At 29.8% G+C, this 19,897-nt stretch carries 17 protein-coding genes; all 17 read right to left on the bottom strand.

The genetic code is table 11. From position 1 onward, the window contains the following. Positions 1-112 precede the first annotated feature (112 nt). A complete protein-coding gene (gene tpiA / locus PTZ02_RS01030; protein ID WP_274225977.1) occupies positions 113-859 on the bottom strand; it encodes a triose-phosphate isomerase in 747 nt (248 codons plus the stop codon). A gap of 87 nt (positions 860-946) precedes the next feature. Beyond that, positions 947-2,125, bottom strand: coding sequence for a phosphoglycerate kinase (locus PTZ02_RS01025; RefSeq protein ID WP_274225976.1), 1,179 nt, complete (start codon positions 2,123-2,125; stop codon positions 947-949). Positions 2,126-2,241: 116 nt separating this feature from the next. After that, the gene (gene gap, locus PTZ02_RS01020) at positions 2,242-3,246 is read right to left on the bottom strand and encodes a type I glyceraldehyde-3-phosphate dehydrogenase (protein ID WP_202767891.1); all 1,005 of its coding nucleotides are present in this window, start codon (positions 3,244-3,246) and stop codon (positions 2,242-2,244) included. Between the two features lie 89 nt (positions 3,247-3,335). Continuing rightward, entirely contained in the window at positions 3,336-4,370 is a 1,035-nt protein-coding gene (locus PTZ02_RS01015; protein ID WP_274225975.1) for a sugar-binding transcriptional regulator, read from the bottom strand. Between the two features lie 158 nt (positions 4,371-4,528). Next, positions 4,529-5,896: an RNA polymerase factor sigma-54 gene (rpoN, locus tag PTZ02_RS01010; protein WP_274228046.1), complete on the bottom strand. Its 1,368-nt coding sequence runs from the start codon at positions 5,894-5,896 to the stop codon at positions 4,529-4,531. 132 nt (positions 5,897-6,028) lie between these two features. Then, complete coding sequence (locus tag PTZ02_RS01005) at positions 6,029-7,057, bottom strand: BMP family lipoprotein (protein ID WP_274225974.1); 1,029 nt, start codon at positions 7,055-7,057, stop codon at positions 6,029-6,031. 298 nt (positions 7,058-7,355) lie between these two features. After that, positions 7,356-8,198: a DegV family protein gene (locus PTZ02_RS01000; RefSeq protein ID WP_274225973.1), complete on the bottom strand. Its 843-nt coding sequence runs from the start codon at positions 8,196-8,198 to the stop codon at positions 7,356-7,358. A 13-nt stretch (positions 8,199-8,211) separates the two neighbouring features. Further along, positions 8,212-8,673 carry a tRNA (cytidine(34)-2'-O)-methyltransferase gene (locus tag PTZ02_RS00995; RefSeq protein WP_274225972.1) on the bottom strand — a complete coding sequence of 154 codons (462 nt, stop codon included), beginning with the start codon at positions 8,671-8,673 and terminating at the stop codon, positions 8,212-8,214. A 153-nt stretch (positions 8,674-8,826) separates the two neighbouring features. Continuing rightward, positions 8,827-9,666: a Cof-type HAD-IIB family hydrolase gene (locus PTZ02_RS00990; protein WP_274225971.1), complete on the bottom strand. Its 840-nt coding sequence runs from the start codon at positions 9,664-9,666 to the stop codon at positions 8,827-8,829. Positions 9,667-9,670: 4 nt separating this feature from the next. Then, on the bottom strand, positions 9,671-11,887 hold the full coding sequence (locus PTZ02_RS00985) for a transglutaminase-like domain-containing protein (RefSeq protein WP_274225970.1): 2,217 nt from the start codon (positions 11,885-11,887) through the stop codon (positions 9,671-9,673). Positions 11,888-11,910: 23 nt separating this feature from the next. Next, on the bottom strand, positions 11,911-13,002 hold the full coding sequence (locus PTZ02_RS00980; protein WP_274225969.1) for a DUF58 domain-containing protein: 1,092 nt from the start codon (positions 13,000-13,002) through the stop codon (positions 11,911-11,913). Between the two features lies 1 nt (position 13,003). Further along, positions 13,004-13,939 (bottom strand): AAA family ATPase, encoded by a 936-nt coding sequence (locus PTZ02_RS00975; protein WP_274225968.1) that lies wholly within the window; start codon positions 13,937-13,939, stop codon positions 13,004-13,006. 161 nt (positions 13,940-14,100) lie between these two features. Next, complete coding sequence (locus PTZ02_RS00970) at positions 14,101-15,528, bottom strand: VanW family protein (RefSeq protein ID WP_274225967.1); 1,428 nt, start codon at positions 15,526-15,528, stop codon at positions 14,101-14,103. A gap of 199 nt (positions 15,529-15,727) precedes the next feature. Beyond that, positions 15,728-16,741 (bottom strand): glycoside hydrolase family 25 protein, encoded by a 1,014-nt coding sequence (locus tag PTZ02_RS00965; protein WP_274225966.1) that lies wholly within the window; start codon positions 16,739-16,741, stop codon positions 15,728-15,730. 62 nt (positions 16,742-16,803) lie between these two features. Next, positions 16,804-18,291: a sensor histidine kinase gene (locus tag PTZ02_RS00960; RefSeq protein WP_274225965.1), complete on the bottom strand. Its 1,488-nt coding sequence runs from the start codon at positions 18,289-18,291 to the stop codon at positions 16,804-16,806. Then, positions 18,281-19,003, bottom strand: a complete 723-nt coding sequence (locus PTZ02_RS00955; RefSeq protein WP_274225964.1) for a response regulator transcription factor — start codon at positions 19,001-19,003, stop codon at positions 18,281-18,283. Before PTZ02_RS00955 ends, PTZ02_RS00960 begins: the two co-directional genes overlap by 11 nt. After that, positions 18,975-19,622 carry a phosphatase PAP2 family protein gene (locus tag PTZ02_RS00950; protein WP_274225963.1) on the bottom strand — a complete coding sequence of 216 codons (648 nt, stop codon included), beginning with the start codon at positions 19,620-19,622 and terminating at the stop codon, positions 18,975-18,977. Before PTZ02_RS00950 ends, PTZ02_RS00955 begins: the two co-directional genes overlap by 29 nt. Positions 19,623-19,897: the final 275 nt, after the last annotated feature.

Raw genomic sequence — 19,897 nt, 5'->3', positions numbered from 1 at the left:
ACAACCTTCTCTTTATTTTACTAGTTAATTATATTCTACCGTTAATAAAAAAACAATAGCAACAAACACTCTTTTAACGTTGCTTATTGCTATTGCATAAATTTAAAATGGATTAGTAATTTACTATTGCAGCAAAGTCAGTAGCAACTAAACTAGCTCCACCTACTAAAGCACCATCTATATCAGATTGAGCCATTTGTGCTTTTATTGTATTAGGTTTAACAGATCCACCATATTGTATTCTAACTTTATCAGCAACTTCTTTTCCGAACATTTCACTAACAACGTTTCTTATAGCCATTATTGTTTCATTTGCTTGTTCGTCTGTAGCAGTTTTTCCAGTTCCTATAGCCCAGATTGGTTCGTAAGCAATAACAACTTTTTCTGCTAAATCTGTTGATAAACCTTCTAAATCAGCTTTAATTTGAGCTCCAACAACTGCATTAGTAGTTCCATTTTCTCTTTGCTCTAAAGATTCTCCACAGCAAAGTATTGGAGTTAAATTGTGAGCAAATGCAGCTTTTACTTTTTTATTTAAAGCTTCATCAGTTTCATTGAAATATTCTCTTCTTTCACTATGTCCTAAAACAACATAGCTAACTCCCATAGCTTCTAACATTCTTGGAGCAATTTCTCCTGTGAAAGCTCCTTTTTCTTCAAAGTGCATGTTTTGTGCAGCAACTTTTATGTTTGAACCTTCTACTGCTTTTAATACTGCATCTAAACAAACAAAAGTAGGGCATACTACTACATCACAAGCAGCATCCTTTACTAATGGTTTTAATTCTTCTACAACTTTTACAGCTTCAGCTGGAGTGTAATGCATTTTCCAGTTTCCTGCAATTATAGCTTTTCTCATTATTTTCACCTCATAAAAATTTGAATTAAGGTTTTTAGCTATATAATTTATATAAAGCTAAAAACCTTTAATGCATAATATTTAAAATTATTTATCGTTTAAAGCAACTATTCCTGGTAATTCTTTTCCTTCAAGGAATTCTAATGAAGCTCCACCACCTGTAGAGATGTGAGTCATTTTATCACCAAATCCTAAGATATTAACAGCAGCAGCTGAGTCTCCTCCTCCGATTACTGTTGTTGCATCTGCATCTGCCATAGCTTTAGCAACTGCAATTGTTCCTTTGTTGAAGTTTTCAAATTCAAATACTCCCATTGGTCCATTCCAGATTACTGTCTTAGCATCTTTTATAGCATCAGCATAAAGAGCATCTGTCTTTGGTCCTATATCTAATCCCATATGTCCTGCTGGAATATTTTGATCTTCAGTAACAACAGCTTCAACATCTTTGAATTCTGTAGCAACTCTGTGGTCTACTGGTAATAAGAATTTAACTCCTTTTGCAGCAGCCTTTTCTATCATTTCTTTAGCGTATTCAACTCTATCAGCTTCAACTAAAGAAGTTCCGATTTCATATCCTTGAGCTTTTAAGAATGTATACGCCATTCCTCCACCTATAATTAAAGTATCTACTTTTTCTAATAGGTTATTTATAACAGCTATTTTATCTGAAACCTTAGCTCCACCTAATATTGCAACGAATGGTCTTACTGGGTTATTAACAGCTTCTCCTAAGAACTTTAATTCTTTTTGAATTAAATATCCACATACAGCTGTATCAACAAACTCAGTTACTCCAACTGTTGAACAGTGAGCTCTGTGAGCTGTTCCAAATGCATCATTTACAAATACATCAGCTAATGAAGCTAATTCTTTTGAGAATGTTTCTACATTTTTAGTTTCTTCTTTTCTGCATCTTGTGTTTTCAAGTAATACGATATCGCCGTCTTTCATTTCTGCAACAGCTTTTTTAGCGTTTTCTCCAACAACTTCTTCATCTCTTGCGAAAACAACTTCTTTTCCTAACATTTCAGTTAACTTTACAGCAACTGGTGCTAATGATTTTGAAGCATCTTTTCCTAAATGTGAGCAAAGTATAACCTTAGCTCCATTTTCAACTAAGTATTTTATTGTTGGAAGTGCTCCTGTTAATCTATTTATGTCAGTAATAACTCCATCTTTTAGTGGAACGTTAAAATCACATCTTACTAGCACTCTTTTACCTTTTACTTGGATATCTTCAACAGTCTTTTTATTGTAACTCATATCTTCACCTCATAATATAATATTTGTTAAAAAAGGCCTGGCCTTATAGACTTTTAACTACAAAACCAGACCTCTTATAATTGTCTACGTTCTAAATATCTAATCTATTACTTAAATTATTTTGCAAGTTTAGCAAAGTAAGATAAAGTTCTGATTAATTGAGATGTGTATGACATTTCGTTATCATACCATGAAGCAACTTTAACCATTTGGTTATCTCCAACTTGGATGATCTTAGTTTGAGTTGCATCAAATAATGAACCGTAGCTGATTCCGATTACGTCAGAAGAAACTATTTCATCTTCAGTGTATCCGAAAGATTCAGTAGCAGCAGCTTTCATAGCAGCATTTATTTCTTCAACAGTTGTAGTTTTTCCAAGAATAACTACTAACTCAGTTAATGAACCAGTTATAGTTGGAACTCTTTGAGCGCCTCCATCTAATTTTCCTTTTAATTCAGGAATAACTAATCCTATAGCTTTAGCAGCTCCAGTTGAGTTAGGAATGATGCTTGCAGCAGCAGCTCTAGCTCTTCTTAAGTCACCTTTAGCGTGAGGACCATCTAATGTATTTTGGTCATTAGTGTATGCATGGATTGTAGTCATTGAACCATATTTGATTTCAAATTTGTCATTTAAAACTTTAGCCATTGGAGCTAAGCAGTTAGTAGTACATGAAGCACCAGAAATAACTGTTTCTGTTCCATCTAATATATCATGGTTAACATTGAATACAACTGTCTTCATATCTCCAGTTGCAGGAGCTGATATAACAACTTTCTTTGCACCAGCTTGGATATGAGCTTCAGCTTTTTCTTTAGAAGTAAAGAATCCAGTACATTCTAATACTATGTCTACTCCTAATTCTTTCCATGGTAAATCAGCAGGATTTCTTTGAGCAGTTATTTTGATTTCTTTTCCGTTTACAACGAAAGCATCTTCCTTAACTGTTATTTCTCCATTGAATCTACCTTGAGCTGAATCATATTTGAATAAGTGTGCTAATGTTTTAGCATCAGTTAAATCGTTGATTGCAACAACCTCTAATTCTGAATGTTCCATCATCTTTCTTAATGCTAATCTACCTATTCTTCCAAATCCATTAATAGCTACTTTTGTCATTGAAAAAACCTCCTAAAAAGATATTTAATTATATAAAATATTCAAAAATATTTATATACACATTTAAGTTTGCTTAGTGAAAGTAATATTTATTCATTACTTTCAAAATATTTTATTATGTTTGTGGCAGCACCTTCATCAGTTACAAGTACTCCATATTCGTTTGTATTTTCTGTAGCTAAGATTGCTTCAACTTTATTTTTCCCACCAGCCACAGCAATATGAGTTCCTATTTTTTTAGCAACATCATAAGTAATTCCAATTGAGTTAGAAATAAAAACTACTTCTCCCTCTTTATTAAAATAACATCCAAAAGCTTCTCCTACTGCTTTTAACTCTCGTATTTTCTGCTTTTCAGCTTCAGTAAGACCTCTTTTTTCAGCCATTTCTTCTGCTATTCCTATTCCATATATAAGTACATTTGACTTATGAATACTATCAATAATTTCTTTTATTTCTCTTTCTTTTAAGAGTGTATCTAAAGCATTTCCACTTAAGTTATCTGGTACATGAAGCATCTTATAACTTCCATTTAGTTTATAAGCTAATTCTGCCGCTAAAGTACTAGCTTGGGTTTCAACTTTTTTACCCATACCACCTCTAGCTGGAACTACCAATACATCATGGACATTCGACACCTTAGGGAAATTCTCTACCACCTCTTTAATGGTGCTTCCTCCTGTAATAGCAACTACATCTCTGTTTTTTATAATCTCTCTTGCGTAGTTTGCTGCTGCTTTACCTAACTCTTTAATAATAGAAGGATCAGCTTCTATATCTCCAGGTACTACTATTACTTTTCTTAGTCCAAGAATTTCACTTAACTTTTGTTCTACATCAGCCAAGCCTTTAATTTCATGAATGAAGTCTTTTAATTCCTCAACTACCTTTTCTCCCTGGGTGGTAACGCTCATTCCAGGAGTGCTTATTTGAATTAAATTTTGAGCTTTTAGAAAATTCACTTCTGTTCTTACTATTCTTTCGCTTAAGTTTAGCTTATTTGCTAAAATTCTTCTTCCTATTGGTTGATAATAATATATGGTTCTCAAGATATTATATCTTTTTTCTAAGACATCAACTAACTCAGGAACAATATTTTTAAGCAATCTTAGAATATTCTGCAATGTCAACACTCCTTTGGTACACTAATGTCCCACTTGCAACTTTTACGTCCCACATCTATTATTATAAAACACTCTAGTAATTTTTAAAAGACATTTTGTGAAATTTTTTCTAAAAAGTTATTATATTTACTTTGTTTTTTCCTAATTTTAACTTAATGTTAAAATCTTTTTCTCTTGCTTGATGACTTTATTCCCATTTCTTCTCTATATTTTGCAACTGTTCTTCTTGATATATTAAACCCATTATTATTAAGCTCATTGCAAATAATCTGATCAGATAAAGGCTTTTCTTTACTTTCAGAATCAACGAGCTTCTTGATCTCATTCTTAACTTTTATTGTGTTAATATCCTCTTCCCCATTATCTCCAGCAATTCCAGTTGTAAATAAATCTTTTATTTTTATAGTTCCTCTATCTATCAATATAAATTTATCCCTAATAGCTCTGCTTACAGTTGATTCATGAACATCAAGAGCTTCTGATATCTCTTTTAATGTCATGGGTTTAAGGTAATTTTCTCCCTTTTCAAAATACTCTTTTTGTTTTTCTAATATCTTTTCTAAAACTCTATATAACGTGCTTTTTCTTTGCTCAATACTTTTAATTAAGAACATTGCTCCGCTTATTTTTTGTTTCACATAATCTTTTGCTAAATTATCCTTTGATTCATTTAATATTTCTTTATACATTGGGTTAATGGATAGCTTAGGTAAGACGCCTTCATTCATTATGATAAAATATTCTCCATCAATTTTCCTTATAGTTGCATCAGGAATAATAAACTTTACTTCTTCTCCAGTATAAAAACCTCTTGAAGGCTTAGGCTCTAATGTCTTTATTATATCTCCATATTCTTGTGCCTCTTTTGGAGTTATATTTAGTGCCTTCGCAATTTGAGCATATCTATTCTCGGCAATGTCCTCTAAATGATCTTCAACAATTGTATAAAGTTTTTCGTTGCCATACCCTCGCTTAGTAAGCTGGATTTCTAGACATTCTATTAGATTTCTAGCACCAATACCTGTAGGTTCTAAGCTTTGCACAAGCTCCAATGCTTCCTCTCCAACTTCTTGGGAAATATTTAGTTCTTCCAAAATATCTTCAAGTGATATATCTAAGTATCCCCTTGCATCTAAACTCTCAATTATATACTTACATATTGTTCTTTGGAATTCATCAATTGATAACTCCATAATTTGTTCTAACAAAAAATCCTTTAGTGTTTTTTCTGTAGAAATAAAAGTAAATGGAGATACTTCATCTTGGTCATAACTTCCGAAACTCTGATTTCCATAGTTATCAAACTCAAAATACTTTATCATCTCTTTATAATCATACTTATCCTGCATCTTTACTTCTTCTAAATCCTTTTCATAATTAGCATCGATTACAGGATTTTCTGCATATTCTTTATTTATATATTCTAATAATTCATTTGATGACATTTGTAAGAGCTTAACGGATAATTGCATTTGCTGAGTCATTACAAGCTTTTGCTCTTGAGTCAATGTCATATTAAAATTCATATTCATGCCATCACCCTTATACTACATTTTATCTTTTATAGTTTAAAATCTTATTTACGTCTATTAATTATTGTAACTTTAAACCCTTCAAAAAACAATAAAGTATTCATATTTTATTCCAATAGTTTAAGTTTAACCTTTAAATTCTCGAGCTTCATTAATGCTATTAGGAATTTTAATTAACTCAGTCGTTATTTTATTTCTATAGCCTTCTACTTCATTTCTAATATTAGCAGGTATTATTTTAGGATTAGTAAATTCAAAATCAATTGCTAAGTCCTTTATTCCCAAAGTTTTCATATTACTTACCCCGCTTTTGAAGGTACCTGTAGCCAATTCTTTGCATGCATCATAAGTAACTTTGTCAATGTTTCTTATTAAGCTTCCGAGTATTTGTGATGAGTACTCTGGAAACTTTTTCCCCATGTTCACTCCCGTTGCGATGACATATTTCTTTTCATCCTTTGCGGCCTTAAAGACGCCTTCTGCTTCCTTGTCTAAGGTTTCAAATATAATATCGCATCCTCTGTTATATAATTCTGTTGCATTATAGAAAGCTTCATCTATACTTAGTTCCTTTTGCCATCTGCGTGTATTTTGTCCATTTATTAATTTCTCTGCTGCAATAGGATTCGAGATCTTAAGTCCTGCTACTAAACCAGATAAATATTTATTTTCTTTTTCCTGATTGTTAAGGGATATAAAGCCTACGCTATTAGTTTTAGTCAATCTCCCTGCCACCAAGCCTACTAAAAAAGCCCCTTCCTCATCTTTAAATTCAATAGACTTTACATTTTGATTATCACTTTTCCCATCAATCAAGGTAAAATACTTATCACTTAAATCTAGAGATGCCCTATCTAAACTCTTCTTCATATTTGGTCCAATTGTCATAACTAACACACTGTCATTATATAATTTTTCTAGCTCTTTATAATCAATTTCATTTGGTTTATTTTCTTTCACATTTATCTTAATATCAAATTCTTTGCTAGCTTTTATTAGACCATTATATGCACCTTCATTACGTCCATGATCCATAATTATGTCATTGTTAGCTAGAAAACTAACTTGATTATTATTATTAAAAGGTTCCATATAGATGTCATTATACCCCAAAAGGTTTGTTGACAATAATAGAAAGAGTGCAATTCTTTTCATATCTCTACCTCCTTTTAACATTAGTTTTTCCACTATTTTTATTGTAATTCAAGCTGTAAATCTTGCAAAAAAAATACATATTATAATGAAGTATTATAATATAGGCATTATAAATAATTCTTTAAATATGCTCCCACTATTTACCTAGGACTTTTTAAAGGTTTATTTGGATTCAAATGGGTTTTTTATAGGAAACTTAATTTATTCTTACATAAATAAATTATTAGTTGAACTTAAAACCCTATACTTCCTAAAAGCAAAAAAACTTGGCTTGTCCAAGTTTTTTACATTATTATATCTATTTATTTTTAGGTATAAAGAAAATTCCTGCTGCACCAGGTCCAGCATGTATTCCTACAGTACACCCAACTTCTGCTTTAATATACTCAATTTTATTGTCATCTAGGTATTCTTTCAATTTATAATATATTTCATCCCCTGATGAATTTAATAATAATAAAGGTTCCTCTGTATCTATTTCAGCACTTATTAAATCATCAATGATCTTTTTAATTACTTTTTTAGTTCCTCTAATCTTTTCCTTTACTACCATTTCTCCATTATTAACTTCTAATATAAGACGTATTCCTAGAACACTTCCAATTACACCTGCTGTTTTTGACAATCTACCGCCTTTTACTAAATGTTCTAATGATTCAAATGCTAATGAACTTTTAATTACTAATTTCATTTTTTCTATTTCATCAACTATTTTTTCAATCTCTAATCCATCTTCTATAAGTTTAGCTGCTTTAAGCACTAATAATCCTAACCCTGAGGTAACATTTTGCGAATCAATCACATATATATCGTCACTTTCTAGCATCTCTTTTGCTATGCAGGCTGATTGATAAGTTCCACTCATTTTTGATGATAGGTGAATAGATATAATCTTGTATCCTTCACTTAAATATTTCTTGTAGCAATCATAAAATCTTTGTGGCGTTACTTGTGCTGTTGTTGGGAATATAGTCCCTTCCTTTACCCTTTGGAATAAAGTCGCCGTATCTATCTCTACTCCATCTAAATAACTTTCTTCCCCAAAATTAATAAGCAGAGGCAATGACTCTATTTTTCTTTCTTCTAATATATCTTTAGACAAATCCGCTGTGGAATCCGTTATTATTTTAATTTTTTCCATTAATAACTCTCCTTTACTTCATACTTGGGAAATTCAGTTGTCTTAATGCTTCATATGCTACAATTGCAACAGTGTTTGATAAATTTAAACTTCTAGTGGATGTATTTATCATTGGAATTCTCATTCCTCGTACTTTATTATGTACTTCTTCCGGCACACCAGAAGTTTCTCTTCCAAACATGATAAAATCTCCTTCTTGAAATTTTATTTCATCATAATATTCTTGAGCGTGAGTTGTTGATAAGAAAATCCTTGATGTTCCGTATTTCTCCATAAAGGCATCAAAACTTTCGTGAATCTCTAAATCAAGATCTTTCCAATAATCTAATCCAGCCCTTCTTACACTTTTTTCGTCTATTGAAAACCCAAGCGGCTTTATCAAATGCAATTTTGAGTTTGTTAAAACACAGGTCCTAGCAATATTTCCAGTGTTTTGTGGAATCTCCGGCTGATACAATACTATATTAATATTCAAACTTTTTCCCTCCATTTATACTGATGATGCTTTCACTATTATTTAGATAAATCCATACCAATAGTTATAATAAACTTTTAAAAACTTTCTATTTTTAAATAAAATACTAGAAATAATATTACACTATAACTAACTTATAGTCAAAATTCAATTTTATATTTTTTCCTCTAAAATAAACTTTCTAATGGCATAGCCAACGCCACTATTATCATTACTAGTGGTTACAAAATCTGCTTTTTCTTTAATACTAGTTGATGCATTACCCATTGCTACTCCTAAACCTGCATATTCAATCATGGAAATATCATTTTCATTATCCCCAACGCATATAACTTCTTCTCTTTTAATTCCTAAATGCTCACTTAGAATTTTTACTCCATTTCCTTTTGAAACTTTTGCTGCATTAATTTCAATATTAAATGGATATGAGCTCGTCACTTCTATTTCAGGAATTTTTCTTAATTCCTCTTTAGCTCTATTTATTTTTCTTAAACTTAAACTAAATGTTATACATTTTAGTATTTCTTCTTCCTTTTCATTAAGTAACTTTTTCCACTTATTAATTCCAACAATACTTTTTAGAGAAATTTTATAGTCTACTGGAATTCCTCTAGCTGAAAATACGTATCCCAATAATTTTTGAAATGCACTTCCACTGTATATTGCATTACGAGTATGAAAGTGAGGCGTAAGCTTATATTTTTTAAGTATATCGAGTATTTTTAGTGAAGTATCATATCCTATAACTCCTTTAAATATTTCTCCTCCATCCTTATCTATTATTATAGCTCCATTCGCAGCTATAATAGGTGCCTTTAAGTCAATATAATCAGCATAAAAAGCAGCATTATTATATATTCTTCCGGTTGAAATAGCTACTACAACACCTTTCTCTTTAGCTTTTTTTATACATTCTTTATTTTCATTACTTATCTTTTTTCTACTGTTTAGCAGTGTTCCATCCATATCTATGCATATAAGTTTATATTTCATCTAATTAACCCTTTCTTAATGAGAAGAATTTTTTTATTAAATAGATCATGTTTCCATCTTTTTTCTTTAGATAATCCTCAAAATAATCTACATACTCTTCTCCATTTACTAACTTAACTTCATTTCCATAACGTTCTAAATAAACTAATTGAATTAACTTTTTAAGATTATTACTTAGAGTTACATCCTCTATTCTATCAATAAATTCTCCATATGTTTCATAGTTTTTTTTAAGTATATCAATTGAACTCAAGCCTTTTTCATAATATAAAAATATTTTTTTTGCTGAAGTTTCTTTTCTAAGGTATTTATACTTTCTCTTTATTTGCAAAATCCTTAGAACAATCATAAATATTAAAAGAATTCCAACAATCTTAAAGAGCTTATCATTCTCTATTTTAAATTTATTACTGTTTGCTATATTAACTGAATTACTATCTTCACTTTTTTGCGATTTGGTTCTCTCCACTTTTCCTGCAGCATTAACATTACTGCTACTATTTGCAGCAAAATTACTTATAGAATCTTTTTCACTAAATTCATACGCAGTGGGAGAAGCATCTGCCTCCAGCCATATATTATCTTGTTTTATTTTAGAGCTATCTTCATCTAACTTATAGTTTACTTCACACCAAGCATGTGCATCCATATTAGTAACTATGTAGTTTCCATCATTATCTCTTTTGTCTGAAAGTTTAAATCCTTCCACATACCTTGCAGGTACTCCTGAAATTCTACACATCATTGTCATAGCCGTTGCAAAATACTCACAATATCCTTTTTTTTCTGTAAAAAGAAAATAATCTAAGAAATCTTGTCCTTGTGGTATTTCTGAAACATCCAAGGAATACTTGTAATTAGACTCCAAATACTTTTTTATTGCCTCAACCTTATCTTTTGGACTAACTTTATCTTTAGTAATTTCCCTCACTAAATCAAAGGTCCTTAGTGTAACAGAATTAGGTATTTGTAAATAAAAATCTGGAACTTCGCTGCTTACCTTGCCGTCGGTTGCAATTTTTAATAATTTATTATCAACAATAGATTGTTCTAAAAAATCATCATCTAAAAATTTAACAATATAAGGAGTATTAATTAGATCTTTAGAAAAAAATATATTGCTAAACACATCTTTATATATTCTTTGGTTATTTTCTTCTTGAATATCTGTTGAATACTTTGGAGCGTAATAACTTTCATTTTTAATATCAGGAGATATTTTTACTTCTATGACTTTTCCGCCTAAGCCTTTTATTTCACTTACTAAATTATCACTACTTGTTTCCGCATCATCTGAAACAATTTGTTGATGATTACTTACCCATCTATCCCCTATATAAGTATCTCTCACGTTTCCCCTAAAATAATATTGCTTATTTATCTCTCCCTGTAAAAAAGTAATTTTGAAAGCTTCTTTGTCATTCAGCTTCAATTTTCCGCCTAACTTATCTTGAGCCTGCGAAAAGCCTGCTCTCCCTTCATTATACCCTATGAAACTCTCATCAGAAACATCATTATATTTTGTTTTATTTATAGATAAATTAGCTTTAATCTTAGTAGAGTATGCACCAGCTTTTCTGTATGGGAGTTTAGTTGATATTCCTATTAAAATAGCAGTTAACCCTATTGAAAATAAGACTAACTTCCACTTAGTGATTTTACACTCTTCAAAATCCAAACTTTCCTTTATAAGAAAGTGCTTCAAATTATTTGCGCCAAATGTTAATAATATTGTTGCTAGTAAAAATGGCATTGTATAAATTATCTCTTCTTTATAACCTAAGAACCATAAAATAGTTACTATGGATATATCTAAATATGTAAGTATTCCTAATGATCCTATTTTAGATAAATATGCTCCCCACATATATATAAATGGGACAATAGTTATTATAAAATACCTATATTCTTTAAAATCAGTAGATTTTCCACTGGATAAATTACTGTTTATAATTTCAATAGAATTGTTCGCACCTCTAGAGATAAAGAAAATAAAAAACAAGCATCCAAATATAGCTATACTCATAGGAATTGTTATCTTATCCGATACTTCTTCTCCCAATATAGTCCATGTTAACAGAATTGATATGACTATTGTTCCTACTATATTTCCATAATCTATATTTTCGACCCTATAAGCCTTTTTTAGTAAAAATAAAATATATACTACATTCAAGGTTATCAGGAATAAATTTAATCTATGATGTCTTATCCATTTCATAAAAAGAATTACCTCGTAAAATATTAAATATTAATAATATTATCTTTGTTATATTTAGAAAATGTGTAGAATAAACATTCTTCGATATAATACTTTTTTTCAATTCTACTTATATCTATATCTTCATAAAAAGGTACTACAATAATAGGAGTTGTAACAGAAGAATTTATGTCTGCATTTAGCAAATAATCATTTATGTCCACATCTCCAAAACTAAAATTAGTTAGAAAGTATTCTTCTAATAATTTCATTCCCAAATAGTCATATATAAATAAATTTTTACTGCTCTTATTATTTATAAATAAATTAATTGAATATCCTTCTCTGACTTTTTTTAATATATAATTAAAAGCAAATTCAATCAATTCCTCTTCTTTTCTACCAGTAGGGTCAATGTCCATAATTTTTTTGTTCATATCTAATATTAATATTTCTGATTTTCCTTGATTACATTCATACTCTTTCACATAAAGTTCCTGCCTTTTACAAAGCAATCTCCAATGTACCCTTTTCAAACTATCTCCTTGCCTATATTCCCTTAATTCTTTTAATTCATCCATACTATTAAAATTATTTCCTTCATTCTTATTTATCTCTGGAATTTTATGATGACTTTTCTTTACTTCAAGGTTTGTATCCCTTTTAACATAAACTTTTAATATGGATTTATGGTGTGTTTTAAACTTCATTTTTATTATTCCTAATGGATCTATAAGTGTGATATTTAATCTGCCAAAATCATAAATTCCTCTAATATATGGGACGATTTCCTCTTGCAATTTTAATTCTCTCCAGAAAGAAAAGACATGACCCTGATAGCTTTTCACAATATAACTCATTTCTTCATTTTCTATTTTTACAATTGGTAAATATAATGGAATTTTTGATTTTATCTCTGTTGTAGCTTTAATATTCTCTTCAGTAGTTACTTCAAGTTTATCTAACTCTATAGATATATCCATAACCTTATACATAACTGCAATATATATTATAGAAAAGAAAAGAGCTATTAGAAGCATATACAATATACTTGAAAAAACAATTCCACCCTCTATATACACTAAAAAGGCACTAATTATTATTAATAATAAATACTTTAAATCAACCTTAACCATGTTAAATTACCTTTGGTATAGCAACGCTATTTAATATATCTTTCATTATCTCATTAATATACTCTTCTTTATTTTTTCCACTATAGCTAGGTATAACCCTATGATTAAAAACCAAAAAGATATTTTCTTTAATATCTTCTGGTATAACGAATTCTCTTTCATTTAGATAAGCACTTGCTTTTGCAATTTTTTGCAATGTTAATGCTGCTCTTGTACTAACTCCTAGTAAAAGCCTATCATCCTCCCTCGTCTTATTAGCTATTGCTACTATATATTTTATGATTTCTTCGTGAATGCTTATAGAATCAACTTCTTTAATTATTTCAAAGAATTCGCTTTTATTAATTACTTTTTGGGCTTCATCTAGTGGCTTTAGATTATTTTGCATTTTAAGAATCTCCTCCTCACTTTCTTCTGTAGGATACCCTAAGGAAATTCTTATTGAAAATCTGTCCAATTGAGCTTGAGGAAGTATTGATGTACTTATATACTCTAATGGATTTTGTGTTGCAATAACAATAAATGGGGATTCTAATTTATAGCTATTTCTCCATTCAGTTATTTGTTTTTCTTCCATTGCTTCTAAAAGTGCACTTTGTGTTTTAGGAGAAGTTCTATTTAATTCATCTGCTAATAATATGTTTGAGAATATTGGTCCCTTTCTAAATTCAAACTCACCAGTATGTTGATTATAAATAGATACACCTAATATATCACTTGGTAATGAATCTGGAGTACATTGTATTCTTGAAAAATCCAAGTCCAAACTCTTAGCTAAAGCCTTAACTAAGGTAGTTTTACCTAGTCCAGGCAAATCTTCAATAAGTATATGTCCTCCAGATATAACTCCTTTTAACAAATCATTTATTTCCTTTTCCTTACCTAATATTACTTTATTTAAGTTGTTTTTAATTTTTGTAATATAACTATAGTTCATATTAATTCTCCTATAACTGTAATTGCATATAAATATTTTAACATAATATTCCACAATAATAACCCTCTTTAATTTTTACCACAAGGAAACTTTTATAAACAAATAAGGTTATAGCTAGTAATTAATTTACTATCTATAACCTTATGTTAATCGCTAAGATATTAAGATGTTTTGTTAGTATCAGCTGGAGCCTTAGGTTGTTCAACCTTTTTAGTTCCTCTTTTTAAAACTCCATCAACCTTCTTATAGGTATCTGTTGCAATAGCTTCTCTATTTATTTCCTTGCCACCTTGATAAGTTACTTGATAACTTCTTACTTTATAACCTACTACAGGTTTTTTATCCCACGAAGTTTCTCCTTCTGGTAAAGTAGAATCATCAACAGTAGTTGTTGTTGGTTGAATTGTCTCTAAGGTTTCTGCAACTAATTGATAAGTTTTTCCTTGCATGCTTTCAACATTTCCATATATATTAACATATACATTTCTACTTGCTGTGAAAGCTTCAATATAAACTGGGAAATCATAAGTATTTTTAAATTTATAATCCAATACTCCCCATACAACTGTCGCATCTAAACCAGGTTGAGAATAACTTGTTGGCATGGAATGGTTTGTTCTTTCAACGGATCTTAAGTTTGCAGCCATAACAGCTCTATAAAGAGTTGTTGATACCTGACATATTCCGCCACCTAGACCATCTTCCACTTTATCTCCTACAAAAATTGCTGCATCTTTAAATCCTCTTGCGTAGGTTCTTTCCCCAACAGTTTCATTATAGCTAAAAACATCACCCGGCATTAATAACTTACCATTAATATGACTTGTTGCTAATTCTACATTTGTAGATCTTCCAGGATTAGATGTAGCATAACTTGTTTGATATGATGACATTTTTCCAGTTATCTTAGAAAGCTGATCCTTTGTAATGGAAGGTTTGTCCTCAACTGTTGTCATAGCAATTTCAGTATCTTTACCAATTTCACCATTAATTGATTCTTTAAGTTTAGATGTTAATTCATCTTCATTTATCTTTACACCATTTTGTTCTGGTGTAATTGATATATTTCCATTACTTACAGAAATGGATGCCGCTTTTGCAGGTTTATTCATTTCACTAGTAATTTTTTGTTTAAAAGCATCTAATTTTTTTTCATCATATTTAAAATCTATAGATAAGTTCTTATTATTTTTACCATCAATCCATGCTTTTTTACCTAAAAAACTAGAATCCTTACCTACTGCTAATGCATCATTTGCAGTCTTTTCAACATCAAACTCAGTAGAAAGCTCTGAATAACCTAATGAAAAACTTGTCTCATTAACCTTCAGGTTAATCTTTTTATCTTTAATTTTATCTACAAAATTATCTTTTAGAATTTGTAGTACTTGCTCTTTTGTTTTTCCAGATAAGTCCACGCCTTGAACTTTAACTCCTGGGTATACTTGATCTGACCAGGCTTTTATCTTACTATTAGTAAATAATGCATAAGCTGAGGTTCCGGATAAAATTACGGCTATTATAACTAGTATTGGAACAACTACTTTTTTATTTATTCTAAATTTATTTTCCTTTGAGTCCTTTTTCATCATATTCTCCTCTCTACATACGCAAATCTATTATACTACAAATTACTTATACAATAAACTAATTTATTCTAACAAAAAATTTATATTTTTCTTAAGAATTTTTACTTTAATATTAATAAATTTAAATCGTTGTAGAAATTTGTAACATAATAAAAAGTGGATGCTTTGAGTTGCATCCACATGAAAAATTACTTTTTGTTTAAGTGAAAAATAAATACTCTCCACTAAAATATATCTGATTATTATCAACTTTACTTTCTCTACTTAATGGGTTTAATATATAAGCACTTCTTCGCTTAGATATTTCTCTGTCTTTATCAAAAGCATGAATTTCTATTTTAATGGATTGATTTTGAGGGATATTTAATTTTCTTATTGGTATAACAACTCTATTTTGATTTTTATCTGTAGTAGTATAATATTCACCATTTACGAAGATGTTATATCCATTAAGGTCTGGTTCTGTGTTAGGTTTCCAGGTAACATATATGTTATTACTATCCATAGTTGCAAATAATCCTTGAACTATTGCCGGTGGCATTAGGTATGCTATATTATCTGGCCCCCAGTTTAAATCATTAGGTGGGTTTGCTCCTTTTGCTACTCCTTTTTCTGTATATTGCCATATTCTCCACCTAGTCCATCCTCCTACATTCGGTGGAATTGGAGGATTTCCTGGGATTTCTCTATACATTGCAATCCATAGTGGCATATCACTTAACGGATATCCTCTACCAGGTATATAAAAATTGTTGTAGATATCTATAAAGAATGTCCCTGTATATAGCATTAGTCTACGATTAGTCTTTTTTTCAAACCTCTTTCTGAATCTATCTACCCAATTAATAAGACCAGCTGTAGAAATTGACTTATCTTGTGGTGCCTCCACATCAAGTACTGGAAATAAATCTCCATAATCACGATTCCCAAATCCGAGCTGAAGTGTATTTATAAAATTATCGCATTGACTGTCTGCTGTGGTTAAATCATATGATGGAAGTGCATAATGATAGGCTCCTACTGGAATTCCATAATTCCTAGATGATTTTGCAAAATCAATAAACTTTTTATCTACCCTAAAAGTTCCTGTTGATGAACCAGATGCTCTTAAGTATAAAAAATCATAACTTCTAGCTATTACTTGAAAATTCACCCCTTGAGTATACTCATTAATATCTAGTCCGAAAAGACTACGAGGATTCTTATCCTGCATCCTTTGCCTCCAAATAATTTCTTCTATAATAAGATATCCAAGTAGTAGTTAAAAAGTTACATTTAGTTTTTACAATTTAATCTTATAATAAAGCTTATATTATCACCTAATGATTCTGCCCATATTTCTCCCTCATGCATGTAAACAATATTTTTAGCTATGGCTAAACCTAGGCCGCTACCTGAGGTTGTACTTGTTCTTGCCTCATCCATTCTGTAAAATCTTTCAAATATTTGATTTAGCTTTTCTCTCTCTATTCTAGAACCTTTATTTTTCACAGCTATAAACACCTTATCTTTTATTCTCCAGATAGATACCTTTACATCTGAATTCTTATAAGAATATTTTATAGTATTGGTTAATAGATTTTCGAAAACCCTTACCATTTTATCTGGATCTAATGAAACCATGATCTTTTCATTCGGATAGGACTGAATAACATTCAATTCACTTTCTTCAAACAAAGGCATCATTTCATCCGTAATCTGAGATAAGAATTCCACTATATTAACGTCTATCGGATTAAGTTTTATTCCCTCATTTGTTAGTTTTGTAAATTCAAACAAGTCTTCAATTAATATTTTTAATCTCTCAGCCTTTGAAAAAGCAATGTTTAAATACTCGTGCATTTGCTCTTCGCTTTCATATTTACCTTCTTTAACTAATCCTAAGTATCCCATTACTGAAGTTAATGGAGTTCTTAAATCATGAGATACATTTGTAACTAAATCATTTTTAGTTTTTTCAATTGTTCTTTCTTTCTCAATGTTTGTATTTATTTTATTAGCCATATAGTTAATATTCTCTGCTAAAATTTTAAGTTCATCATTACCTTTTTCATTAATCCTATGTTTTAAGTCTCCTTCTGCTATAATCTTTAAATCTCTAGATATCTCTTCAATATATTTCATTTTATCATTTGTAATTCTAATAAATGCAAATACGAATACCACTAAAGAGCCTAACAGGGCAAAGAAACTATTATTCACGGTGTAGTGTTTATAATTTATCCTATTTTCAGCCTTAACATCAAAAATTAAAAATACATTTTCACCTTTAACTTTTGCTGGATATACATAAGCTTTTTCACTTTCATTTGCTCCATTGTTAAGTGTACTCTTAAATATCTCTTGTAAATCCACCTGATCACTTGCAGTGTAATTCATCTTATAGTATATCTTCCCGTCAGCATTAACAATTGCCAAACTTGAATTATGTAAATCTTTTTTTGCAAAGAAAGTATCCATCTGCTGCTTATTTTTTATGTCCACATTACTTTTGTTTATTTCATATACAAAGTTCTGATAATATTCTTCGCCATAATTAAAATAGTATTCAATGTATTCGGATGTTATAGTTCTAGAGAACATCTTATTAAATACTCCATATGAAAAAAATGCAAGAAGAAAACATATTCCGAATACAACAACCAGTTCAAATCTTATGCTTTTCTCCATTCTTTCGTTAAAAAGCCTATAAATTATCTTTATAGGCTTCATAATCTTCATATTTAGTATTCTATTTAATCTTCTATTAATTTTATTTATCAATTTTATAACCTACTCCCCATACTGTCTTTATATATTTAGGGTTTCTTGGATTTTCCTCTAGTTTTTCTCTTATTTTTCTTATATGAACCATTACTGTATTATCGGATTGTATAAATTGTTCATTCCATACACTTTCGTATATATTTTCAATAGAAAATACTTTTCCTTTGTTTTTTGCAAGAAGAGCAAGTATATCGAATTCTATCGGTGTTAACTTTACTTCTTCGTCATTTAAAAATATTTGATGACTTTCTAAATTAATAACTAATTCATCAGCCTGTATAACATTAGAATTTTCTTTTACCTTAAAACCGGTTTCCTCATTTATAATCGCTTGATTTAGTCTCTTAAATCTTCTTAATTGTGATTTTACTCTAGCAATCAATTCTAATGGATTAAATGGTTTAGTAACATAATCGTCTGCTCCTGTGTTTAATCCAAGGATTTTATCTATATCTTGTGTTTTTGCTGAAAGCATTATAATCGGAATATTTTTTTCTTCCCTTATTTTAAGGCAAGCTTCTATCCCATCAACCTTAGGCATCATTATATCAAGTATAACAAGATCAACCTCTTCATCACTTAGTATCTTAAGCGCTTCTTCTCCATCGCCAGCTTTTATAGTTTCAAAGCCTTCTCCCTTTAAATATATATCTACCAAATCCCTTATTTCCTTTTCATCATCAACTATAAGTACCTTCTCTTTCCTCATCCTTCGAAGCCCCTATCCTTTCCTCTAATAAATTTATTCCATTTATTACAAAGTAACCTAATCCTAATGCTGAAATTACATCTAAAATAAGATGTTGTTTAACAAAAACTGTTGATAAGATTATTGATATAGCTAAAGTTAATATCATTGATTTTTGATAAGCTTTAAGATTTTTCAGTCCTAATAAGAAATACCCAATTACAGTAGTTGTATAAACATGTATACTTGGAAACAAATTAAATGGATTATCATTCTGATATGTGTATTTAACTAACCTAGATAGGAAATCATTTCCCACTACTACAGGTCTTACTAACGTAGTTTGGAATAATAAATATATTACATAACATACAGCAACTCCTATACACAAAGAGTATACAGCTTTATAATAACTCTTTTTATCATTAAACATCAAAAACAAAACTCCGCCCACTAAAAATACATACCAACTGTAGTAGGGTATTATAAATATTTTTAGGAAGGGTATCTTCATATCAAATATTGTTGTAAGGTTACTAACTTCATTCCAAGGTTTATTAAAAACCCCATATAAAGAGCCTATTATTCCATATATTCCAAATAACCAAATGTGCTTAATATTATCTTTAACCTTATCCATAAATCCCCATCCTTCGTAGTTTTATAATTATATTTTAATATGAAATTCTTTAGAAAACAAAGTATAAATTCTTAATATTTCCTTAATTACATTATACTCATAAATGCTTAATTGCTTCTTTAGACAACTAACTTTTCCTTTATTTATTATTATCTTTTACCATAATTATATTAATATCTTATAAAAAATCGTCAAGGCGATTATGAGCCGTCGATTTTTTTCTCGCATCTTCCTTTCCAAACGCATGTGAGGAAACTTTGGCAGGCGACTAATTC

This window comes from Clostridium sp. 'White wine YQ' (genome assembly GCF_028728205.1).
In the GTDB taxonomy this organism is placed as follows: Bacteria; Bacillota; Clostridia; order Clostridiales; family Clostridiaceae; genus Clostridium_T.
Note: the sequence above shows the minus strand (reverse complement) of the source record. Positions and strands in the feature narration are given on the sequence as shown.